We start from the raw sequence: 22,292 nt of genomic DNA on the forward strand, positions 1-22,292 counted from the left end.
GCGGAAGATGGGTGGTGATGTGATGCGCGCCGCCAAATAAATGTAGCTTATTTTTAATCGATACGGTGTGCTAAACGACCATGGATTTCCCTGACACCATTTTTGCGCTGGCCTCTGGCGCGCCGCCTGCAGGCATCGCCGTGATCCGCATTTCTGGATCTCAGGGGGGGCAGGTGTTGATGCGTCTTTCGGGAAAACCCTTGCCGGTGCCAAGGATGGCCACCCGAACCCGGTTTATGCGGCCCGATGCGGGGGACAAGGATATCGTTCTTGATGATGGCATCGCCATCTGGTTTCCGGGCCCACAAAGCTTTACCGGCGAAGATGTTGTTGAACTTCACATTCATGGGGGGCGCGCGAGCATCGAGGCCGTGGCGAGCGCGCTTTCAGGCTTTGAGGGCGTGCGTATGGCTGAGCCCGGTGAATTTACCCGGCGCGCCTTTGAAAATGGCAAATTGGACCTGACCCGTGCCGAGGCACTGGCCGATCTTGTGTCGGCAGAGACCGAAGCCCAACGCCAACAAGCCCAGCGACAATTTTCAGGTGCGTTGGCGGATCGCTATGACGGGTGGCGCCAAGACCTGGTGGCAATGCTGGCCCATGTTGAAACCGTGGTTGATTTTGCCGATGAAGAGATTCCCAAAGACCTTCTTGAGGGGCTTGATAACAAAATCTTGCGTCTCAAGGATCAGATAACACAACATATAGATGATAATCGCCAAGGCGAGCGTTTGCGGGATGGCTTTGAAATTGCCATTATCGGTGCGCCCAACGTTGGAAAATCCAGTTTGCTGAATGCATTGGCCCGCCGCGATGTGGCAATCGTTTCAGAAACTGCCGGGACCACCCGTGATGTGGTGGAACTTCATCTTAATTTGGGCGGGTTGCCGGTTACCTTGGCCGATACCGCAGGCATTCGCGATTCTCTGGACAAAGTGGAAGAAGAGGGCATACGCCGCGCCCTTGTTCGGGCAGAGGGTGCAGACCTTCGTTTGGCCGTTTTTGATGCCGCCACTTGGCCCGATCTGAACCCAGCCACGGTTGCATTGATGATGGGCGAAACCATTGCGGTCTTTAATAAGGGCGATTTGGCTGATGGCAATCTTACAGCAAATGCCAAACGCTCTGATATTAAGGGCCCATTAGGCCCGGTTCCGGCCTTTGTTGTGTCGGCTTTGACGGGTAATGGCTTCGATGCATTGCTTGATGCCATAAAAAGTGCCGCTTCTAAGGGGATTGATGTGTCGCCAGGATCGGCGCCCCTGACCCGAATGCGCCATCGCACCGCGCTGGTTGAGGCCCTTGAGGCCCTTGATCGGATCGAAACGCCGATGCGGGCCGATAGCCCGGAACTTTTGGCTGAAGACCTGAGGCTTGCAGCCCGCGCTGTTGGGCGGATTACGGGCACTGTGGATGTTGAAGACGTGCTGGACCTTATTTTTTCCGAATTTTGTATCGGGAAATAACCCAAAGGTCGGCATGTTGAGCCGGACGTTGAGGTGTTTCACGTGAAACATCGCCCGAAAACCTTTGACAGGGTTAAATCAAGGGGGTAAGCCCGCAACCATGACACAATTACATGACAAATATGACGTGGTGGTCATAGGCGGTGGCCATGCCGGGTGCGAGGCTGCGGCTTCCGCTGCCCGTATGGGTGCATCGACGCTTCTTGTCACCCATCGCATTGAAAGCGTTGGCGAGATGTCGTGCAATCCTGCAATTGGCGGCCTTGGTAAGGGCCATTTGGTGCGCGAAATTGATGCGTTGGATGGCCTTATGGGCCGGGCCATTGATCGCGCCGGCATCCAGTTTCGCATCCTAAACCGGTCAAAAGGCCCAGCGGTCCGGGGGCCTCGGGCTCAGGCGGATCGGGCGCTTTATCGCAATGCCATTCAGGATTTGCTGGGGGAGCTGGAAAACCTGGATATTATGGGTGAAGCGGTTGATGACTTGATTTTGGATCAGGGCCGTATTGCGGGGGTTCGGACCGAAAAGGGCCGCGACATTGCCGCAGGCGCGGTTATTTTGACCACCGGGACGTTTCTTCGGGGTTTGATCCATCTGGGTGAAGAAACAACCCCCGGCGGCCGGGTAGGCGATGCACCCGCGCTTGGCCTTTCAAAGACGCTGTTGCGTTTCGGGTTTGCTTTGGGGCGCCTTAAAACAGGGACGCCACCGCGCCTTGATAAGCGAACCATTGATTTTTCAGGGCTTGATGTTCAGCCAGGCGATCACCCGCCAGAGCCATTTTCTTCCCTGACTGATCGGATCACGACGCCGCAAATCCCCTGCCATATCACCACGACAACCCCTGAAACCCATGATTTGATCCGGGCCAACCTTGATCGCGCACCCATTTATTCCGGCCAAATTCTAAGCAAAGGCCCAAGGTATTGCCCGTCTATAGAAGATAAGGTGGTTCGCTTTGCCGATCGTGAGCACCATCAGATTTTTCTGGAGCCAGAAGGGCTGGATGATCCCACAATCTATCCAAATGGCATTTCCACATCTCTGCCGAGAGACGTCCAAGAGGGCCTTTTGAAAACCATTCCGGGTTTGGAGCGGGTTGAAATGTTCCGCCCCGGTTACGCCATTGAATATGATTATGTTGATCCAAGAGAACTATCCCATAGCCTTGAAACCCGCAGAATTCCTGGGCTTTTTCTAGCAGGGCAAATTAATGGCACAACCGGGTATGAAGAAGCCGGAGCACAGGGGCTGGTTGCTGGAATCAATGCGGCGCGCAAGGTTTCCAATGATGGACTGAGCCCTGAAAGTGCGTTCATTCTTGATCGGGCAGAAGCCTACACCGGGGTCATGATCGACGATTTGGTGACCAAGGGCGTGAGCGAGCCGTACCGAATGTTTACGTCCCGAGCCGAATACAGGCTGCATCTTCGGGCTGATAATGCCGACCAGCGCCTGACGGAAAAGGGCAATGCCATTGGCTGTGTTGGCCCAATTCGCGCAGAAGCCTATCGGTTCAGGGCATCTCATTTGGCGGATGCACGGGCTTTACTGGAAACGCTTTCTGCTTCTCCGAAGGTGCTTGAAAGCCACGGCATTCATGTTGCTGGCGATGGCGTTCGCCGTACCGCGGCCAGATTGCTGGCCAACGGTGATATCAGCCTTGATCGATTGAAAGGCCTGTGGCCTGAGCTTTCCAAGATTGATCCAAAGGTAACGGCTCAGGTGGAGACAGATTGCCGGTATGCGGTTTATCTGGATCGCCAAAACGCTGATGTTGCTGCGTTCCGCCGTGACGAAGCCCTTGGAATCCCGGCCGATCTTGACTATGGAACAATTGGCAGCCTGTCTAATGAAGTGCGCGAAAAATTGGAACGGGTCCGCCCCGAAACTCTTGGCCATGCATCCCGGATTCCCGGGATAACGCCCGCAGCCCTGACCGCACTTTTGGGCCATGTCCGCCGCTTGAAAGCGACGGGTCGCGGCACTTCTGCTGCTTCGGCATAGTGGGGGCCTTCTTAAATGGCCAATAACCCAATCGACACCCCATACGGTGAGAATGATTTTTCCCGAGATGTAAATGTTTCACGTGAAACATTGGATGCTTTGATCCGGTATCACGATCACGTCGTAAAATGGCAAAAAGTCGTAAATTTGGTGGGTCCTGAGAGTTTGGGCTACATCTGGCACCGCCATATTCTGGATTCAGCACAGCTTTTGCCCTTGCTGCCAAAGAAAGATAAACCCGTTATCCTTCTTGATTTGGGCAGTGGTGGTGGATTTCCAGGACTGGTTCTGGCGATTTTAGCGGCGGGGCAGGGTCTGGATTTGGCGGTTCATTTGGTGGAATCAAATGGTCGAAAATGTTCTTTTTTGCGGGAAACAGCGCGGGTTTGTGGGGTTAATGTTGAAATCCATCGCCAACGCCTCGAACAAATTTCACCTTTTGAAGTAGATGTCATCACAGCACGGGGGTTTGCGCCCTTGCCAAAACTCCTTGATTTGGCAGAACCCTTTCTGACCTTGTCTGATCCTTTGGCATTGCTGCTTAAAGGGCGAACCTGTGATCAGGAATTGACCGCAGCGCGAAAAAATTGGAAGATAGAGGCTGACACAATCCCCAGCGAAAGCGACCCAGAGGGGGTCGTCCTGAGGATTAAAGGCATAAAACGTGGATGAATCCACCGAAAATACACAGAATATAGAAAATCCAGAGCCTAAAGAGCCTCATGGAGCGGGGGACAGTGCGGAATCCGTTCTGACATCGGTGTCCAGGGCACGGATCATGATTATTGCCAACCAAAAAGGCGGGGTTGGTAAAACAACCACGGCTATAAATCTGGCAACGGCGCTTGCAGCAGTGGGTTCCCGGGTTTTGGTACTCGATCTTGATCCTCAGGGCAATGCCTCAACAGGGCTTGGAATTCCCCATAATCGGCGGAAAAAGGGCACGTATGACCTTCTGACCGGAGAGGCGAAAGTCTTCGATGCCGCAATTTCAACCGATGTCCCGGGCCTGGATGTGGTGCCCAGCACCGTGGATCTGGCGGGCATTGAATTGGAGCTGATTGATATGGAGCGCAGGGAATATCGCCTGCGCGATGCCCTGGCAGGGGGTGGCGGGGATTATGACTACATTCTGGTCGATTGCCCGCCGTCTCTTAGTCTTTTGACCCTGAACGGACTTGTTGCAGCGGATGCCGTGCTGGTTCCCTTGCAGTGTGAATTCTTCGCCCTTGAAGGGCTGACCCATCTATTGAAAACCATTGAGCGGGTGCGTCAAAGTCTGAACCCAACCCTTGAACTACAAGGAGTGGTATTGACCATGGCTGATACACGCAACAACTTGACAAATATGGTGGCATCCGATGTTCGGGACTTTTTGGGGAGCAAAGTTTATGACACCATCATTCCCCGCAATGTTCGGGTTTCAGAGGCGCCATCCCATGGCAAGCCAGTGCTGCTTTATGATTTTAAGTGTCCGGGGTCCCAAGCCTATATTCAGCTTGCCCGGGAAGTTATCAAGCGCGAGGAGGCGCGGGTTGCATGAGTAGCGATGATCCAGAATTGGGCTCAGAAACGGGTCCCGAAGCTGGGAACAATCCTCAGTCTGAACCCATTCCCGGGGCAAAACCCGCAAAGCGCAATCTTGGCCGGGGGCTGGCTGCGTTGTTTGGTGAAGAAGAAGCGGATTATGCAGAGATTGACAAGCTCCGGACGTCACGGCGCATGCCTGTTTCCCAGTTACAACCAAGCCCCTTGCAGCCACGGCGCAATTTCCGCGCAGAAGATTTGCAGGCACTGGTTAATTCCGTTCGTGAAAAAGGCGTGCTTCAGCCACTTTTGGTGCGACGCGTTGCAGGCGATAGCGAACGATTTGAAATCATTGCGGGTGAGCGCCGCTGGCGGGCGGCCCAGCTGGCCCAGGTCCATGATGTTCCTGTCGTGGTGCGCGACATGGATGATGCAGAAGCGTTGGAAATTGCCCTTGTGGAAAATATCCAACGCCAGGATTTGTCGCCCCTTGAAGAAGCCGATGGCTATCAGCGTCTGATGAATGATTTTTCCCACACCCAGGAAGATTTGGCGCGTGCGGTTGGAAAAAGCCGCCCCCATATTGCGAACATGCTTCGCTTGCTTGGGTTGCCAGACCCGGTGAAAGAAATGGTGGATGATGGCAGGCTGAGTGCGGGCCATGCCCGGGCGCTATTGAGCGCACATAATCCCATAGCGCTTGCCCATGATGTTTTGAAGCGCGGACTTAATGTTCGCCAAACTGAAAAACTGGCATCTCAGGAAAAATCATCGAAAGCGACGGTGCCAAAAAAAGCAGCGGCGAAATCTGGTGGGAAAGATGCCGATACATTGGCGCTGGAACATGATCTATCGACCCTTCTGGGCCTTAAGGTCGCGATATCCCTGAAGGGTGAAGCAGGCGATATCTCCATACATTTTGAAACCCTTGAACAGTTGGATGATGTTTTGCATCGTCTCAAACGCACCCCACCCAGTTCCTAAAATATCAATAAGTAATTGATATTAAACGATAATTATGACCTTTGACCGTGCCGTGCTGCATTGGCGATCTGCATGAGAACGCGCGCTGAGATCAGGTGAGCGGGCTGGCCCGTAGATTTGCACCGTATTTCGGCATCTGTTAACAGGCCCAACGCCGCGGTTAGGCGAGGAAGGGTCCAGGTCCGCGTCTGTGCTCTAAAACGATCCGCGAGCTTGAAAAAAACAGGGGGTCTCAGGGATTTCATGGCGCTTCCAATGTCAGACCCTTTGTGGGCCTGGCTGCACACTAAATGGAGGCGTTGAAAATGACGCTGCGCTGCGCGGAGAATTGCAATGGGGCTTTGGCCTTCCTGGGATGCACGCGCCAGGGCCTGATCAAGCGCTCCAAGGTCACCACTGGCAGCAGCATAAATTGCCTCATCAATATCTGAACTGCCACCGCTGCCAACCACGGCCAGACAATCTTCTAACGTGACGTCTAATTTCCCGGCGCAGTATAGGGCAAGCTTTTCCAGCTCGCGGCGGGTGAGCTGTCGATCTGTACCAAGATGGCCAGCTAACCATGATCGGGCATCGCCATCGAGCTTCAGTCCGTGATCGCGCAAAGCATCCGTGATAACGCGTTCAAGCCCGGCACCTTCATCCAGGTAGCAGGCAATTGCAGCACAGGATTCATTTCCTTCAAACAAACGCCGAAGGCTGGAACGCGGAGAAAGCTCTGCGGCCTCTACGATTAAAAGAGAAGGGGCCGGCGCGGGACATTCAGAAAGCCGATTAACGGTTTCAGTGATAATGGTGGAAAGGCCATCGACGGCATTCTTTAGATGCACGGCACGGCGACCACCACCAAAGGGAAGAGCCAGGGCTTCGTCGGCAAGCCGGGCGGGATCATTGCGCAACTCTGGCGGGGTGAGTTCAGAAATAAGAAAAGGATCGTTTACGACATTGGTAATTTTAAGAATGGCAAATCTGGCGCGTTCCCGGATCAACCCTGAATCGGGACCGTAAAGAAGAATGGCCCGGGTGTCATCGCCAAGGGTATTGATAAAATCATCAGCACGGGCGGGTGAAATTTTCATGGATTTTGTGGGGTTCCATATCCGGGTTGGGCGGGGAAATTTAGATTGCCATAGGAATCAAGAGCCGGGTTATTGCTTGGCCCGGCTGGCGCTGGTTTTGCCCTTGCCGCATTTGCCTTGTTCAAATGGACTAGAAAAACAGCCGTCCGATTTTTGATGTTGTTACTAAGGTCTTTCGTGCCACGTTGAACAGCATTTTGTTCAGAGACAATTGAGGCAAATCGGGATTCAAGAACATTGTAGCTATTGGTGCTGACGGCCTGGCCTGAATGAATCACCTTGCCAGATTTTTTATCATAGAGCTCAAACTGTGCATTAAGGATCAGGTTGTTGCGGGTAGTGGTTTCGTCTTTCCGGATGCCAAGACCCTGGATGCTTTTTGTTAAATTAATTTTAAGCCGCCATCGTGGGTTTGCAGATTTGCCACGCATGTGCATTTTCTTTGTAAGATACTGATATAAAAGCTGCCCTTCGCGTTCCTTGATGGGATCAATTTGTATGGCCGCCAAAAGGGCATTATTGGCAGCATTCTGGCGCTCACCATAAAGGGGTTGAAACCCACAGGCGGCAACAAACAAACAGGCAGTGATTACCGTTGGCCATTGCAGGCCTGTCACAAAAAAACGAATTGGTTTTTGGGGTTTAAACCACGACATTGATAACCCGATTTGGAACGACAATAATTTTACGCACTGTTTTATCACCGATTGCGGTGCGGACATTTTCCAGTGCCATGGCCCCATCTTCTGCCAGTTTTTGATCTGCATCCAGTGGTAATTCCAAAGTGCCGCGAAGCTTTCCATTGACCTGAACAGAAATGGTTACGCTTTCATCAATGACCAGAGCGTTATCCGCAACGGGCCAGGGCGTTTCTACCAACGGCGTTGTGTGGCCAAGGTTGGACCATAATTCTTCGGCAATATGGGGAATGAACGGTGCCGCCAATTGCACGAGAACTTCAAGCCCTTCACGGCGCACAGCGCGGGTAGGATCATCTTCACCCTTCAAGTCACCAATGACATTTGAAAATTCACGGATGTGGGCAACGGCGCGGTTGAACCGCAATTTTTCAAGATCCCCTGTGACATCAACGATTGCCTTGTGGGTTGCGCGCCGTGCTTCAAGGGCATCGCCCTTACAAGCTTCAAGGGCGGATGATTCCCCGGGTTTGGTGATGATCGCTTCATCAACCATGCGCCAGAGACGGTTCAGATAACGCCATGCGCCATCAATACCAGAATCGGTCCAGTCAAGATCACGTTCAGGGGGAGAATCTGAAACGATGAACAACCGCACGGTATCGGCACCATAGGATTTTATAATGGCTTCGGGGTCCACCACATTCTTGCGTGACTTGGACATCTTTTCCGATCGGCCAATGGTAACCGGTGTTCCGTCACTGGTCGTGGGATTTTTGTCATTGCCGTCACGCTGCACCTCTTCGGGGTATAACCAGCGGCCATCTTGGGCACGATAGGTTTCATGGCAGACCATGCCCTGGGTCAAAAGACCGTCAAAGGGTTCATCGATAGAAAGATAGCCACAATGCTTCAAGGCTCGGGTGAAAAACCGTGAATAAAGTAGATGCAAGACAGCGTGCTCAATGCCCCCGACATATTGATCAACAGGCAGCCAGTATTCGGCGGCTTCTTTGTCGATAGGGTCTTGGGCCTTTGGCGCACAATAGCGGGCAAAATACCACGATGATTCAAAGAAGGTATCAAAGGTATCTGTTTCGCGTTCACTGTCATGGCCGCATTTTGGGCAGGCCACATTTTTCCATGTTGGATGACGCAAAAGTGGATTGCCCGGGGAATCGAAATCCACATCTTCGGGCAAGGTTACGGGCAGGTCCTTATCCGGCACACCGACAGGTCCGCAATCGGGGCAATGAATAATGGGGATGGGACATCCCCAATACCGCTGGCGTGAAACCCCCCAATCGCGCAGGCGATAGGTGGTTTCCAACGCGCCCATTCCTTTTTCAGAAAGCGTTTTTGCGGCCAGGGTTTTTGCCGCTTCGACGCCCAACCCATCCAGAAAATCAGAATGGGCAAGAATGCCATCCCCGGTATAGGCCTCGCTATCAACGACAAACGCATTTGCATCTGTATCTTCGGGGATAACCACCGGCAGGATGGGAAGGTCATATTTCCGCGCGAAATCAAGATCACGCTGGTCGTGGGCGGGGCAGCCAAAAATGGCCCCGGTGCCATAATCCATCAAGACAAAATTGGCGACATAGACCGGCAATGTTTCCCCAGCCTTGAAGGGGTGGTGCACGGAAAGCCCGGTATTAAAGCCCTGTTTTTCTGCCGTTTCTACGGCAGCTTCCGATGTGCCCATGCGGTTGCATTCCGCAATAAAGGCCGCCAGTTCGGTATTATCGGTGCTTAAGGTGTCGGCCAGGGGATGGTTGGGGGAAATGGCAACGAAGGCGGCCCCAAAAAGGGTGTCGGGCCGGGTGGTGAAGACTTCCAGGGTTTCATCGCGCTCTCGCAGGCGGAATTTAACCCGGGCACCGTTGCTGCGCCCGATCCAGTTTTCTTGCATGATTTGGACCCGATCGGGCCAGCGTTCCAGCTTGGCCAGATCATCCAGTAATTCATCTGCAAAGGCGGTAATGCGTAGAAACCATTGATTTAATTTACGTTTTTCTACTTCTGCACCGCTGCGCCAGCCTTTGCCATCAATCACCTGTTCGTTGGCAAGCACTGTGTTGTCCACAGGATCCCAATTGACCCAGGATTCCCTGCGATAGGCCAGCCCTGCTTCCATGAAGGCCAGAAACATTTTCTGTTCGTGGACGTAATAATCGGGGTCACAGGTGGCAATTTCACGGTCCCAATCAATGGATAACCCCATGGATTTCAGCTGATCTCGCATGGTGGCGATGTTTTCATGGGTCCACTTGGCTGGATGAACGTTGTTTTCGATGGCGGCATTTTCGGCAGGAAGGCCAAAGGCGTCCCATCCCATGGGATGAAGGATGGCGTGTCCCTGGGCCTTTTTGAAACGCGCGATGACATCGCCCAGCGTATAGACCCGGACGTGGCCCACATGAATGCGCCCCGATGGATAGGGAAACATTTCCAGAACGTAACATTTATTGCCAGCTTGGGGCCGGGATGAAACATCGGGTGTAGAGAAAACCCCTGATGTGTTCCAGGCGGCCTGCCATTTGGCTTCGATGATTTTTGCGTTATAACGTGGCATGTTGATCGCGGGTGTCGGTGGGAATAAAATTGAATGAAATCAGGTGCAGATTGTCTATTGTCAGGGGGTCTAGCGCAAGGCCTGCTTGTTTGGAAAAATGCTCAACGGCGTGTCGTCTGATTAGAAATTTGGGCATGATGGTGTCCGTTGTACCAATCGGTGGTTAGGGTATTGGGTAAAAACATTTAGAAACGGGATTTGGGCCTTTGAAAAAGAGAGTTTTATACGTTCTTCAGGAATATCCCCAGCTTTCTGAGACATATATTTACAACGAAATTGAACATGTTTCCCATCTTTATGAGCTGGAAATATTTGCGCTTAACCACGCGAATCTGCCCTACAAAAATCACCGCGCCTTTACGGTGGGCGGCGATGAGATTGAGCAAAAACTGGATGAAATTAACACCGCTTTCAAACCGGATGTTGTGCATTTTCACTACCTGACCGTCGCATCCAGGATTTTCCCATTTTGCCAACACTACAATCTTCCCTTCACAATTCGCGCCCACAGCTTTGATGTTATGGGGGCAAGTCACAAAGGCAGGGAAGCCCATGTCGCCGATATTGCCAACTATGCTGAGATGTTTAATTCCCCGCTTTGTCAGGGCGTTCTGATTTTTCCCTTTATGAAGGAATTGTTTCTGGAAGCGGGCGTGGGGGAAGAAAAAATTGTGACAACCTTTCCTGTTGCCGATATCGCCCGGTTCTATGACACCTCAGAAAATGGCGACCAAATCATCAACATGGGGGCTGCTTTGGGGAAAAAAGATATGGAAAGCTTTCTTCGCCTTGCCGCCCTTAAACCCGATCTGACCCTCAACCTGCATGCCATTGGGTATTCAAAAACGGCATTGGAGGAAAAAAATGAGGCGCTGGGCGGGCATTGCAATATTATTGACCCGGTGGAACCCGAAGCCATGCCGGCCGTCTATAAAAAACATCGCTGGCTGGTCTATACGGCAAATGATGTCATGAAAACCGTTGGCTGGCCGGTGGCCGTGGCGGAAGCGCAAGCCTCGGGGGTTGGGGTCTGTGTTGCCAATATCCGCCCGGATATGGCGGATTACATCGGTGAAGGCGGCGGTGTTCTGTTTGATGATGTAGAAGAAATCAAAGATTTGATCGCAGGCCCGGTTCCAGAAGAAATGCGCGCGCGTGGCTTTGAATTGTGTTGGCGATCAGACATTGCCACCAATATTGGGCAACTGAGCGATTTGTGGGACGGGGCTTGATCAGGCTTTTACGGGGGTTACGGAAAACCCTTGGGCCGGCGCGCCTTCCTGATGTTTTTGCCACATGGTTTCATAGGCGGCCTCTACATGACGGCGCGTTAAATCCGTGTCAAACAGGGGGCAGGAATTCAGGTTTTGTTGCAGGCGCGTGCGAACGTCCTGAAGGGCGGCATCATCTGTTGCCAGTTTCAGGGCCAGCGCTTCGTAATCTTCCAATGAATTGGTAATCAAATCGGGCATATTTGCGGCATTGAGCAGGCTTGCCGCCACCCTTCCAGCAAAGGTGGTGCCTGCGCAGGTTACAACAGGCAGCCCCGTCCACAGCGCATCACTGGCCGTGGTGTGGGCATTAAAGGGCAGGGTATCAAGAAACAGATCGGCCAGCCGGTGGCGCGCCAAATGATCGGCATGTTTGATGCGGGACGCAAAAACCAGCCTTTGGGGGTCCACACCACGGGCGGCAGCTTCTTTTTGAAGATTTTCAATGGCCTTGGGGTGACCCACCCAAAGCCAGAAAACGCTGCCTTCCACCTGTTTTAACAGACGCATCCAGATATCAAACATGGCGGGTAGAATTTTATAATTCTGGTTGAAGGAACAAAAAACAAACCCGTCATCGGGAAGCCCTGCTTCGGCCCGGGTTGGGGTGTGATCAGCAATGGATCGTTTTGAATCATTGACCTGATAGGAATCGGGTAGATAAACAACATTTTCTGAATAATAGTTTTGCTGGTCTTCGGGGATCACAAAGCGATCGGCAACAATGTAATCCATATAGCTGGCCCCAAAAGTTCCGGGATATGCCAACCAGGCGGCCTGGATGGGCGCAGGCCTGAGAGCAAATATTTTTGGCCGGCTATCACGGGTATGCCCTTTGCGATCAATGGCGATATCGATTTCGTGATGGCGGATCAATTGTGCAATTTCTTCAGGTGTTTTTTCAGGCACATTGATAAAATGATCAAATGCCTTTTCCAGTCGGGTTCGCGCATGCCCCGGGCGATCCGGCCCGAAGGAAAAAGCATAGGTTTCAAAACGGCTTAGGTCATGGCTTTCGAACAAGCCTGACATTAAAATGGCCATGGGATGATCGTGGAAATCTGCTGACACATACGCGATGCGAATCCGGTCATGGTTATAGGTTTCCCCTTGCCATAACGGGGCGGGCGCTTCGGGACAGTCCTGTTGAACAAAGGTTTCCGTGCACCGCAACTGGTTTTCGGGAGAAGCGGAAAGGCCAAGGAAGGTAAAGGGCTGGACAGCGGGTTTCCCTGAGCGAACCAGTTCTCCTAGAATTTCTATATCCTCATCCAGCGCGTTCCAGTGACAGATGTACATTTTGGTGCTGACCATGGCCCCGGCATTGAAGGGGTGATCGGGCTTGCGCTTATGAACCTCGGTAAAGTTGTCCAGCGCTTCATCGTAACGGCCAATTCGTTTTAAAATATTGCCACGATTGGCATAAGCCTCGACCAGATCGGGATTAATGGCCAATGCTTGGCCATAACTTTCAAGGGCTTCTTCAAACCGCTCCAAGCTTTTCAGGGCATTGCCACGGTTGTTGAGTGCAGGAACAAGCATCGGATCAAGGGCCAGCGCCTGATCCAGACTTTCAAGGGCTTCTTCATATCGGCCAAGGCTTTGCAAAGCATTGGCCCGGTTGTTAAAGGCTTCGAACAGTTGGGGATTAAGGGAAAGTGCAGTGTCAAAACTTTTTAATGCATCATCGAAACGATTTAAATCCCACAGAACATTGCCCCGATTGTTATGCCCGCCTGCAGAATCAGGTTTTAACAATAGGGCTTGATCGTAACTGGCCAATGCCTCTTCAAAGCGCGTTAACGCCACCAGAACATCACCAAGGCCATTATGGGCAATGGCCATATCGGGGACTTCATTGATCAGGCCGCGGTATTTCTGCTCGGCCAATTCAGGATTGCCGCCAAGATAGATATGTTCAGCCTCTTCCCGCTTTGCATCGAGGTCGCGGGCCAATTGTTCAGGGCTAATTTGTTTGGCGCGTTTTGGCCCAGCGACCTTCCAGCCACCGGGTGCAGGGGTATGGTCATTCATGAAAACGTGGCCTTTTTCTACCCAAAATCCTGACTTCGTATGATTTTAGCGGGATCAGGGCTTGTCGGAAAGGCGCGATTTTGAGCGGGATGTTATTTGAACTGGGTCGCGCGGATGGTGCGGGCTTTGGACAGAATGACATTTTCGAGCTTGGCTTCCGCGACAGCCGATGCGCGGTGGGGGTCCATTTTTGCTTTTCCGGTGCCTTTGGGGCGGACATAAAGGGCAATTTTGATGTTATCTGTGCGCAATTGGCGGCCCAGAATATAAGCCGTGACCCGGTATTGGCTGCCAGGTTCTTCTTCCAGGGTAAACCAATCGGTAATAATGACACCGCCAAAGGGGTCCGCACTTTCAAGCGGGCCTAAAGACAGGGTCTCCAGCGTTGCACGCCATAGATAATAATTGACGGTGGCGAATCCTTCGCCGGCCGCTGCTCCACCCCGCTTTTTGGGCCCTCCGATAGAAAGTTCCCCAAACACCGTTTCATCCCCACCTTCTAATTCCTCCAGACGCTGGCGCTGGAATTTGTCAGAACTGACGGTTGGATAATCATATTCGTAGTTTGCACCCTCATTTCCGGAACAAGCGGAAAGCCCGGCCAGAACTCCGGCGAGCACCCCGGCCAAAATAAAGGGGGCCAGAAAAGAGGTGGCGCAGGTTTTAAATCGATGGAGTGTCATGAAACGCTGTTCCAATAAAGAAATGGCAGGCTAGATATTCTAGCCTGCCACTCTCTCTAGGTCCAGAAGGACCAGAAGGTATTAAAAGACGCCTAGAACTTGGCGCCAATCTTGACGAGGGCAACGGTGCCGTCGTTGGAGTTGGTTGTAGCAGTTGCATCCGCATCCATATCAAACTTGGCAATACCTGCAGCAATCTTAAGACCGCCACCAAGGTTGTAGCCAACGCTCAACGAAGTCTGCTTGTAATCATCATTAAAAGCAGTTTCGGTTGCCGTGAGTTCTGATTGGAGATGGGTCAAGGCAATGGTCATACGGCCAGTTTTGTATGCCGCACCAACCATAAAGGCCTTTTCATCGCTGCCCTTTGCATAGTCATGCTGATTACGATCAACATAAGACGCTGCAACTGACCATGGGCCTGTAGAGACCCGGCCACTGATACGGTAGGACTGGTTAGGATCGGTACCTGTGCTTTCGCCTTCGCCGCGGGTGAAGTTGCCGACGACTTCAAACTTTGCACCACCAGCTTTACCCTTGTAGCCGATACTGGCTTCATGGAATTCAGCTTCGGTCGCAGAATTACGTTCTACTTCGGAACCGGCAGCTGCCGTGTTTGGCACGTAGGAATAACCAGCCTGGAAGCCATTTACACGGGGGGTGTAATAGGTGATCTTCGTGGCATCGGATGAATCCGTTGCGTTATCCTTGTCTTTGCCACCATCAAGCCGTTCGCCTGAAGTATCAGCATAGATGCCGAAATCAGCCGTGCCGATGGCTTCGATTTTGCCTGGGCCAGCATACATCTTGTCGGCGGCGCCATCTTGGCCACCAATTTCAAGCTTGCCCCAAGAACCGGAGAGCCAGATGTTGACTTCGTCAGTAGCAACCTTGGAAGCATTGATTTTTTGGCTATCGGAGGTGGTGTCAGAATTCTGCTTGGCAGATGAATCGTTCATGATGTCTTCAAAATAGGCGCCCCACTTCAGGCCGCTATCGGTCTTACCCGATACTTTGTAGCGAATTTCGCCATACTGAACGATATTGAAGCCATCGGCCCCTGATGTTCCGCCTGAGCCACCAAAGGTTGGTGTGCCGGTCGTGCCCTGTGAGGCATTCTGGTCGCCGAAACCCATGTAGGTGTTAACATAGCCCGAGATCTTGAGCTTAGGCTTGTCAGCCGCATCAGCGGTCGTGGCAGCAATGGCGCCAACGGCGCAGATCGCGGTTGACGCGATAAGTGCTTTCTTAAAATCCATTGTTTATTACCCCTAATTAGGTTTTTGTTTAAGACAGTTCTGTCATTAGGCCGCGCATACAGAGCGGCCCTATTGATTAACTATCCCGGAAGCGCTTGTAATGCAAAGATAAGATGTCCTTTGTGGTAAAAATTCACAGAACAGTTGCATAAATGCCACAATTACAAACCGGCGGATTTTAGGAAAAAGCCAGGTAAAATGTTGTAAAAATATCACATATCACTAGATGTGGTTAATTTTCATGCCAAGACCACAATAAATTGAAGGCCAAGGCATTTTCCCACGTTTGCTGTTGCGACATTGACGCGTGCAGGGGGAAATGAGGGATAATTTGGCGGAAATTAGGTGAAAGCGGTTGCGGGTTTAGTTTTCTCCTGCTGTTATCAGTGACCAACAGGATAAAATGGCCGATAGATCCGGCAGGTTTGGCAGATTTTATAGGTTTTATAGGTTTATTTGATATGCCAATTTCTGATTCAGACGCTTTGCCCCCAAATCAGTCCGCACCCTCGGTCGAGGCGATGGGGGAACAAGCCGCCACGCATCATGGGGCGGGGCATCTGGATCAGGCAAAAGAAGCCTATGGCAAGCTGCTGCTTGCGTATCCAGACCATGCCCTTTCCCATAATAACCTTGGCGATGTTTTGCTGGCATTGAACCAACCCCAAGAGGCCCTGAACAGCTATGATCGGGCGCTTGCACTTAAACCAACATCGGCGGGGGGCCACAGCAACCGCGGCAATGCGCTCATGGACCTTGATCGTGTTGAGGACGCCCTTGCCAGCTTTGATACAGCCCTTTCCCATGACCCCGATCTGGTTGCAGCCCTGATTAATCGCGGCAACGCGTTGATGGCGCTGGAGCAATATGAAGCAGCGGTAGAAAGTTGTGAAAAAGCGCTGGCACTGGCACCAAATTTTCCCGAAGCCCTGCACTGCCTTGGCTCCGCATTGCTAAAACTTATGCGATACGAAGCGGCGGTGGAAAAACTCAACGCGCTCGTTACGCTGGCCCCGGAAAACACGGCTGCTAAAAAAGATCTAAAGCAGGCATGTTTTTTACTTAGCCTGTCCTATCTGTATCAGGGGAATTTCAAAGAGGGCTGGCCCTTGTATGAAGCCCGCCCCAAAACGTTAGAGCTTGCCGACAGCGACTGGACAAAAAAGATGTCTGTTCCGCAATTTGATGGCGAGAATTTGGATAGCCTTGCGGGTAAAAATATACTGATCCAGACGGAACAGGGCCTTGGTGATGAAATCATGCACGCTTCCATCCTCCCTGATTTTTTGGCGCAGCATAAAAGGGTCACCCTGGCCGTCGATATTCGGTTGGCAGGATTGTTTCAGCGGTCCTTCCCGGATTGCCGCGTTTGTGGCCGTCGGGGGGGCATCCCTTATGGAATTTTGACCTCCGAATTTGATACCCGCATCCTTATCGGTTCGCTTGATCGTTTCTTCCGCAATCGCGCAGAAGACTTTCCGCAACGCACGTATTTGGTGGCAGATCCGGTTCGTCGTGCAACCGTGCGCGCGCGCCTTGATGCGCTTGGGCCGGGGCGTAAGATCGGCGTTATGTGGCGTGGCGGGGTTGGTGGCGCCGAAGAGGGGCGACGATCAATGGATTTGGCGGATATGACACTATTGTTGGAAAAGGGCAGTGCCTCCAGCGTGCACTGGATATCATTGAACCACTTGGAATCGGCAGGTGAAGAAACGGATCAATTGGACAAGGACACGGGTATCCGGGTGCATCACTGGCCAGAAATAACGGAAGCCCGTGATTATGATGAAACGGCGGCGCTTATCAGCGAACTTGATGCCGTGGTGTCTGTTACAGGGACAGTATTGCATTGTGCGGGTGCCCTTGGTGTTGAAACCCATGTTCTCGTGGCGTTTTACCCCGAATGGCGTTATGCCCCCCATCAAGGTTCTAAAATGCTGTGGTATGGGTCGACCAATCTGTACCGACAAACAGAACAATCGTTGGATGGCTGGCCTTTGGATGAAATTGCTAAATCCCTTGGTTTGGGGTGATTGGCGACAATTCGTTTCATCACCTATTCTAAAAATGCTAAAAAAAACCATGTCTCAATCAACTACACACTCTGAACAACTGGCCAAACAACTAGAAGAAGCCCAGGCGTTACACCAAAAGGGTGACGTTAAAGCCGCGCTTGATGGATATCGTGCAATTTTGAAGCGCGACCCCAAAAACTTTGCGGCCCTGTTTTTTTGTGCCATGGCAGAGGCTCAGCTTGAAAAATTGACCGATGCAAGGCGGTCCATTCGCCGTGCCATCAAGGTTCGCCCCGAAAGTGCTGATGCCCACAATGCCGAAGGCAACGTCTTAATGTCCCAAGGGAAGCTCGAGCACGCCGTAAAATGTTTCGAAACCGCACTGAAATTTAACAGCGATTTGTTTATTGCACGCTACAACTTGGGCAATGCGCTGAAGGCCGAAGCACGGTTTGAAGAAGCCATAGAAAATTATCAAAAGGCGATCGCCCTTCGTCCTGATTTCTGGGAAGCGCACAACAATTTGGGCACGACCTACGAACGATTGGAACGTTGGGAAGAAGCTATTGATAGTTTTCGCTCAGCCCTAGGTTTGAAGCCCTCTTACGAAGAGGCGTTCTTCAATATGGGCAATGTTCTGTGCAAGGCTGAACGTTATGAAGAAGCGGTAGAAAATTATTCAAAGGCCCTAGCCCTTGATCCCGATTATACAGGCGCGCAATACAATTTGGCGAATGCCCTGAAGGAAATGCAGCGTTTCAAAGAAGCCATTGTGGCCTATGAAAAGGCCTTGGCTCGGGATCCAAAAATGTCTGAGGCTCACAATAATATAGGCCTTTGCAATATTGCTTTGATGCGCTTCGAAGATGCTGTTGAAAGTTTCAAGCGCGCCCTTGCAATCAATCCTAAAACTGCTTTCGCCAAATTTAACTTGGGCTCTGCACATTTTTTTCTGTGTGATTATGAACAGGGTTGGCTTGGTTATGAAGGCCGCGACCCTCAAAATAAGGACCCAAAAAATGGCTGGTTGCGGGGCCCCAAAGAAGATTGGTGGTTAGGAGATGCGGACATGGTCCGCCGTCCATTTGGCGCAGCCATCGAGGGTAAAAATTTGCTGGTTCAGGGAGAACAGGGGCTGGGAGATGAAATTATGCTGGCGTCAATGATCCCCGATGTCTTAGACGCGGTAAAAAATGTGATAATTACCATCGAGCCAAGATTGGTTGGTTTGTTCCAGCGGTCGTTCCCTCAGTGTCAGGTGGTTTCTCGATTAGGCAAAGAATCACCCCTGCCTAAAAATTATGATGAAACATACCGGGTTTTTTTGGGTTCATTGGGTCAGATATTTCGCAACCGCCTGGAAGACTTTCCTCGTAAATCTTATTTGCTGGCGGATCAATCTCGCCGCACAGCGCTGCGGGCACGGCTGGATACGTTGGGGCCGGGGAAAAAAACTGGCATTATGTGGCGTGGTGGAATCGGTGGAAATACTGAGATGAAACGGTCGCTCAGTCTTGCTGATATGGTGCCATTGTTGTCATCATTGGTATCCAAGGGGGGACACTGGATATCGCTCAGCCATCTTTCAGAGGCGGCAGATGAAGTGGAACAATTGTTCAAAAATACGGGCATCCAAGTCCATCACTGGCCAGATGTGACAGAGGCTAAGGATTACGATGAAACCGCCGCGTTGCTTAGTGAACTTGATGTGGTGGTTTCAACGACAGGAACGGTGGCCCATTGTGCGGGCGCGCTGGGGGTTGAGGCTCATGTGATGGTGCCGAATTTGCCAGGGTGGCGGTATGCGCAGTGTCTCGGGCCAGTTATGCCGTGGTATGGATCGATGGTGCTGCATCGCCAGACCAAAGACGGTGTATGGCCTTTCAAAGAAATTACCAAGGCCATTGGGCTTGCGTGATCTTGCCTAATTCTTTTTAGCTTCGCCGCCCGCTTCGGCCAGGCGCTTTTTCTTGGTCTCTGTATCTTCCATAAATTCTTCAAACACGGCATCATCTGTGGGCACGTAATGGAAAAATGCCTGACCACAATGTTGGCCCAGAAAGACATCGCGCCAATGGGGGGCGGAACAACCGGGGTACAGCATGCCTTGGCCCGGCTGCAGATTAAAAATGATTTCTGTTTCGGAATCATCGGCCTTGCGGTCCAGCGCGCCCAATGCCCAAGCTTGGCCAGGTTTCAGAAAATCGTTGTAATCATAGCCAAAGCAAACCGATACGCTAACGAAACAGGCCCCCCGGTCTACATGGATATCCAGCTTGTCGCCCATGCCATAAAGCCGGGCATAGCGATAGGTTTCAACAATATCAAAATCCAGAAAGGGCCGGATGTGCTGTTTTAATTTTTCGGCCAATGGCGCCATCGGGGGCAGATTGTAATAACACACGGCACCGGGATAGGTTTTGTCGGGCTCACCATGTTTTTTCTGAATGTCAGGATCTTTTAGCATGGCGTAGGCATCCGCTGCCTCAGCGGTGGTGAAAGGCTCTATCTGTTTGACGGGCACGGGATAGCGTTCATATTCGCTGATGATGGGGAGGCGTTGTTTGTAAAATTTCATCTCTTCCTCACGCGCATATCCATGAAACCAGTGATTTTCTTAAGCCCGTTTCAACCGGTGCCACACGATGGCACAATTTGGAATCAAAAATTGCCATGTCGCCCGCTTTGGAAAAATCATCCAGCGGGGTTCCCACGGTGTTGGTCCCGTTGGGAAACATGGAAATTTCAAAATTCCCACCGGTGAATTCATCGCGACCATTCAGCAAGATGGACACAGAAAGTTTGCGGGATTTTCCGACAAAGCGTTTACCAAGCGGCAAGTCATAACGATTGTAACTGCGCCTGAAGGTATCGATATGCCAATCGTGAAACCCCTTTTGACCATAGGCTGTGTACTGAATATTTTCATATTCCCAGGTGCCGGGGTCAACTTCGCCAATTTGCTTCAGGGCTTCTTTGATGTGGGGATGGATTAAATCAAAACCCTTGGTTCCATAATCAATCCAGTGCAGGTCGCAATCGCGGGTGGAATAATCATCTTCTTCAACCGTGGCACCTTTTTGCGCAGGAATATCGGCAACAATGGTTTCAACCATGTCGATGAAGGGTTGATCGAAAGCGCCTTTAAGAACCTGATACAGCATTAAGGGCCCCCTCAAAACGTAAGCCCGCTTTTGCGTTATCCGGTGTTGTGGTTTCATTGATGGGGTTTCTTGGCATCGGGAGCGGGGAAAGCTGGATGTGGGATAAAAATTCGCTGGCTTGTTCCAATGCTGCTTGTGGTTCCATGTCTGCACGCATATCAGCGTTATGAACGCCGGCTTCGGCCAGCATCCACAGGTAATCAACGGGGCGCACCCCAATGATGCCGATGGCCATGTGCACAGATGGGCCGTCATAGGCACAGGCATCGTGATAAACGCCACGGGGCAGCACAAAACAATCCCCAGCTTCTACCGTAAAACGGGTTCGTTCCGGGATAACTTCACCGGGTTCAGCAACCAGCCGGGTTTCATTGGTGGTTAAAGGATTGTCTTGAACCTTGTCATAAATGGCCCATTCCTTGTGGCCGTATAGTTGGGCGACGACAACCGTATGGGGATCGCAATGGGGCGCAAACCCTTTTCGTGCGCCGGGGGTGATGTACAGGTTTTGTTGGGCCAGCCAGTCACCGGGAAATTCGGTGTGGGCATCAATAATATTGGCGACGCCCCGGGTCAGGCCAATATCGTTGACGACCACGGAAACCTGATTGCTCAATATGTCGGCAACCATTCCATTGAACCAGCCGGTATCGGCCCCAATGTTCAAGCCGGGCGTCAGGTTGTTGCCTTCACGGAAGATGGCAATGCGTTCTTTGAGGTGGCGTTCATCGGCAAGGGTGCAGTTGACCGCATCGGTCATGCAGCCAAGTTCAGCTGTGCTTAGGTGGAAAACCGCCATATCGGAATCTTTTACAGGCTGGGCTTCACTCAAGGTGGGCCTCCTGGGGTTGGCCGTTACGTCTCCACCCTCTACAGATAATCCCTGCCCCCATCGGGGTCAATAACCGGGGTCTATTTTTTTGGGATGATTTTTAATGAAACCGGGCGTTCTTATTGCGCGAGGGCACCGATTCCTGCAATCCCGCACGCATCTGCACCTTTAAGGCGCCGCGCAGTATTGGCATCAATTCCGCCTAAGGCATAGACCGGTATGGGACTGGCTTGGGCCAGCGCTGAAAACTTTAAGGAACCAAGGGTCCGCGCACCCGGATGGCTTTTGGTTTTAAAGACCGGGGATAAAAGCGCTATATCAGCACCGGCGCGCGAAGCCGCAATCAGGGATGCAACATCATGGCACGATGCGGTTATGATCCAACGTTTGCGCGGCCTTATCATCCGGCCACCCTTTTTCATCTGCCATTGTGGAATGTGTTGCCCATCGGCCTGAAGACGCAGGGCAAATTGGGCTGGGCCTGAAACAATGAAGCGCAAGCCCCGCTGGCGGCACGCATCCCTAATTTTTTGGCCTAATGCAACACTGCCCTGATCCAAATTCGTTGCCCCAGGTCGATAAATAACCCCTGCTCCTGCGGGCAAATTTTCCAGAACTGAAATCGGGTTGGGCAGGCGATCAGGATCGGTCATCAAAATCAGCGGCGCCATGGATCGGGTCCGGGACAAATGTTTGCGCGCCTGAAAATTGAGATGCATCGCAGTCTTTGCTATGGTCATGATGGCCATTTATA

At 51.9% G+C, this 22,292-nt stretch carries 19 protein-coding genes; 8 read left to right on the forward strand and 11 right to left on the reverse strand.

Annotated elements, in window-relative coordinates:
* The first annotated feature begins 80 nt into the window (after window positions 1–80).
* The 5 genes from mnmE (at window position 81) to HOJ08_01200 (ending at window position 5,985) form a co-directional block, all read left to right on the forward strand.
* Window positions 81–1,466, forward strand: coding sequence for a tRNA uridine-5-carboxymethylaminomethyl(34) synthesis GTPase MnmE (mnmE, locus tag HOJ08_01180; GenBank protein MBT5672050.1), 1,386 nt, complete (start codon window positions 81–83; stop codon window positions 1,464–1,466).
* A gap of 100 nt (window positions 1,467–1,566) precedes the next feature.
* Window positions 1,567–3,474: a tRNA uridine-5-carboxymethylaminomethyl(34) synthesis enzyme MnmG gene (mnmG, locus tag HOJ08_01185; GenBank protein ID MBT5672051.1), complete on the forward strand. Its 1,908-nt coding sequence runs from the start codon at window positions 1,567–1,569 to the stop codon at window positions 3,472–3,474.
* A gap of 15 nt (window positions 3,475–3,489) precedes the next feature.
* Window positions 3,490–4,146: a 16S rRNA (guanine(527)-N(7))-methyltransferase RsmG gene (gene rsmG, locus HOJ08_01190; protein MBT5672052.1), complete on the forward strand. Its 657-nt coding sequence runs from the start codon at window positions 3,490–3,492 to the stop codon at window positions 4,144–4,146.
* 106 nt (window positions 4,147–4,252) lie between these two features.
* Complete coding sequence (locus tag HOJ08_01195) at window positions 4,253–5,017, forward strand: ParA family protein (protein ID MBT5672053.1); 765 nt, start codon at window positions 4,253–4,255, stop codon at window positions 5,015–5,017.
* Entirely contained in the window at window positions 5,014–5,985 is a 972-nt protein-coding gene (locus HOJ08_01200; protein ID MBT5672054.1) for a ParB/RepB/Spo0J family partition protein, read from the forward strand. Before HOJ08_01195 ends, HOJ08_01200 begins: the two co-directional genes overlap by 4 nt.
* Window positions 5,986–6,017: 32 nt before the next feature.
* Here HOJ08_01200 and HOJ08_01205 read toward each other — a convergent pair whose 3' ends face one another.
* Genes HOJ08_01205 through HOJ08_01220 form a run of 4 tightly spaced genes read right to left on the reverse strand, consistent with a single transcriptional unit; the run spans window position 6,018 to window position 10,416 of the window.
* Window positions 6,018–7,064, reverse strand: coding sequence for a DNA polymerase III subunit delta (locus HOJ08_01205; protein MBT5672055.1), 1,047 nt, complete (start codon window positions 7,062–7,064; stop codon window positions 6,018–6,020).
* A complete protein-coding gene (locus HOJ08_01210) occupies window positions 7,061–7,720 on the reverse strand; it encodes a hypothetical protein (protein MBT5672056.1) in 660 nt (219 codons plus the stop codon). Before HOJ08_01210 ends, HOJ08_01205 begins: the two co-directional genes overlap by 4 nt.
* Window positions 7,707–10,280 carry a leucine--tRNA ligase gene (locus tag HOJ08_01215; protein ID MBT5672057.1) on the reverse strand — a complete coding sequence of 858 codons (2,574 nt, stop codon included), beginning with the start codon at window positions 10,278–10,280 and terminating at the stop codon, window positions 7,707–7,709. Before HOJ08_01215 ends, HOJ08_01210 begins: the two co-directional genes overlap by 14 nt.
* On the reverse strand, window positions 10,267–10,416 hold the full coding sequence (locus HOJ08_01220; GenBank protein ID MBT5672058.1) for a hypothetical protein: 150 nt from the start codon (window positions 10,414–10,416) through the stop codon (window positions 10,267–10,269). The genes HOJ08_01215 and HOJ08_01220 overlap by 14 nt, the downstream gene beginning before the upstream one ends.
* Before the next feature lie 70 nt (window positions 10,417–10,486).
* On the opposite strand from HOJ08_01220, the gene HOJ08_01225 reads away from it, so the two are divergent.
* On the forward strand, window positions 10,487–11,512 hold the full coding sequence (locus tag HOJ08_01225) for a glycosyltransferase (protein MBT5672059.1): 1,026 nt from the start codon (window positions 10,487–10,489) through the stop codon (window positions 11,510–11,512).
* Here the strand turns inward: HOJ08_01225 and HOJ08_01230 are convergent, their stop codons facing one another.
* The 3 genes from HOJ08_01230 to HOJ08_01240 form a co-directional block, all read right to left on the reverse strand.
* The gene (locus tag HOJ08_01230; protein MBT5672060.1) at window positions 11,513–13,585 is read right to left on the reverse strand and encodes a tetratricopeptide repeat protein; all 2,073 of its coding nucleotides are present in this window, start codon (window positions 13,583–13,585) and stop codon (window positions 11,513–11,515) included.
* Between the two features lie 92 nt (window positions 13,586–13,677).
* On the reverse strand, window positions 13,678–14,268 hold the full coding sequence (locus tag HOJ08_01235) for a DUF3576 domain-containing protein (GenBank protein ID MBT5672061.1): 591 nt from the start codon (window positions 14,266–14,268) through the stop codon (window positions 13,678–13,680).
* Window positions 14,269–14,360: 92 nt separating this feature from the next.
* Window positions 14,361–15,527 carry a porin gene (locus HOJ08_01240; GenBank protein ID MBT5672062.1) on the reverse strand — a complete coding sequence of 389 codons (1,167 nt, stop codon included), beginning with the start codon at window positions 15,525–15,527 and terminating at the stop codon, window positions 14,361–14,363.
* 461 nt (window positions 15,528–15,988) lie between these two features.
* On the opposite strand from HOJ08_01240, the gene HOJ08_01245 reads away from it, so the two are divergent.
* Window positions 15,989–17,560 carry a tetratricopeptide repeat protein gene (locus HOJ08_01245; GenBank protein MBT5672063.1) on the forward strand — a complete coding sequence of 524 codons (1,572 nt, stop codon included), beginning with the start codon at window positions 15,989–15,991 and terminating at the stop codon, window positions 17,558–17,560.
* Window positions 17,561–17,609: 49 nt separating this feature from the next.
* Complete coding sequence (locus HOJ08_01250) at window positions 17,610–19,460, forward strand: tetratricopeptide repeat protein (protein MBT5672064.1); 1,851 nt, start codon at window positions 17,610–17,612, stop codon at window positions 19,458–19,460.
* 6 nt (window positions 19,461–19,466) lie between these two features.
* Here the strand turns inward: HOJ08_01250 and HOJ08_01255 are convergent, their stop codons facing one another.
* The 4 genes from HOJ08_01255 to HOJ08_01270 form a co-directional block, all read right to left on the reverse strand.
* Window positions 19,467–20,120 carry a hypothetical protein gene (locus HOJ08_01255; protein MBT5672065.1) on the reverse strand — a complete coding sequence of 218 codons (654 nt, stop codon included), beginning with the start codon at window positions 20,118–20,120 and terminating at the stop codon, window positions 19,467–19,469.
* A 7-nt stretch (window positions 20,121–20,127) separates the two neighbouring features.
* A complete protein-coding gene (locus tag HOJ08_01260) occupies window positions 20,128–20,706 on the reverse strand; it encodes a 2OG-Fe(II) oxygenase (protein MBT5672066.1) in 579 nt (192 codons plus the stop codon).
* Complete coding sequence (locus tag HOJ08_01265; protein MBT5672067.1) at window positions 20,687–21,538, reverse strand: hypothetical protein; 852 nt, start codon at window positions 21,536–21,538, stop codon at window positions 20,687–20,689. Before HOJ08_01265 ends, HOJ08_01260 begins: the two co-directional genes overlap by 20 nt.
* Before the next feature lie 119 nt (window positions 21,539–21,657).
* Window positions 21,658–22,287 (reverse strand): thiamine phosphate synthase, encoded by a 630-nt coding sequence (locus tag HOJ08_01270; GenBank protein MBT5672068.1) that lies wholly within the window; start codon window positions 22,285–22,287, stop codon window positions 21,658–21,660.
* Window positions 22,288–22,292: the final 5 nt, after the last annotated feature.

It is taken from the genome of Rhodospirillales bacterium (genome assembly GCA_018666775.1).
GTDB lineage: Bacteria > Pseudomonadota > Alphaproteobacteria > SMXQ01 > SMXQ01 > JABIXC01.